The 728-nt window shown below is 51.8% G+C and carries 1 protein-coding gene; it reads right to left on the bottom strand.

What is annotated here, in order from left to right; all coding sequences use genetic code 11:
- On the bottom strand, nt 1–709 hold a 709-nt coding region (locus tag MD273_RS19280), incomplete at its 3' end, for a thiamine pyrophosphate-binding protein (RefSeq protein WP_251068371.1).
- Nucleotides 710–728: the final 19 nt, after the last annotated feature.

Here is a 728-nt window from a genome sequence, read left to right as displayed (position 1 = left end):
TACCACCCAGCGCATGCCCGATCGGTGATTTAATCTTCTCCGCCAACTCCAACACCTGCGCGCGAGCATTCTTCACGCCCGCACCGCAGAACAAAGTGACAGACTTAGCGTTGTTAATCGCCTCCACCAGCGCTGCAGCCTCAGTAGGATCCGGGAACACCACAGGAGTGCCAGAAGAAATAGTGGAATTGGAATAAGTACCGTCACCTGCGTCTTCCTTAGCGATATCACCAGGAATCACTACCACCGACACACCTTTACCCGCCATGGTGGACTGAATCGCGTGATGCAAAATGCGTTCACCCTGCTCACCACCATTCACCATCTCGCAGTAACCAGAGCATTCCTTAAACAAAATCTCCGGATGCGTTTCCTGGAAGAACGTCGAACCAATCTGGGCACTCGGAATATGGCTAGCGATGGCCAACACCTTCGCACCATTTCGATGCGAATCATAAAGACCCTGAATCAGGTGTGTGTTTCCAGGACCACAAGAAGCAGCACATACTGCCAGCTCCCCAGTGATCAACGATTCCGCACCGGCTGCAAACGCCGCCGCTTCCTCATTTCGAACGTGCACCCACTCAATATCTGATTGGCGGACAGCATCCACGATCGGATTAAGGCTGTCACCCACCAAACCATAAATTCGCTTCACACCTTGAGCTTCCAAAGTGTCAATTAATTGTTCTGCGTAGCTGTGTGCCATCTGAACTCCTCAACGTTAT

It is taken from the genome of Marinobacter sp. C7, assembly GCF_022343555.1.
Lineage (GTDB): Bacteria > Pseudomonadota > Gammaproteobacteria > Pseudomonadales > Oleiphilaceae > Marinobacter.
This window is presented reverse-complemented; position numbering and strand designations above follow the sequence as displayed.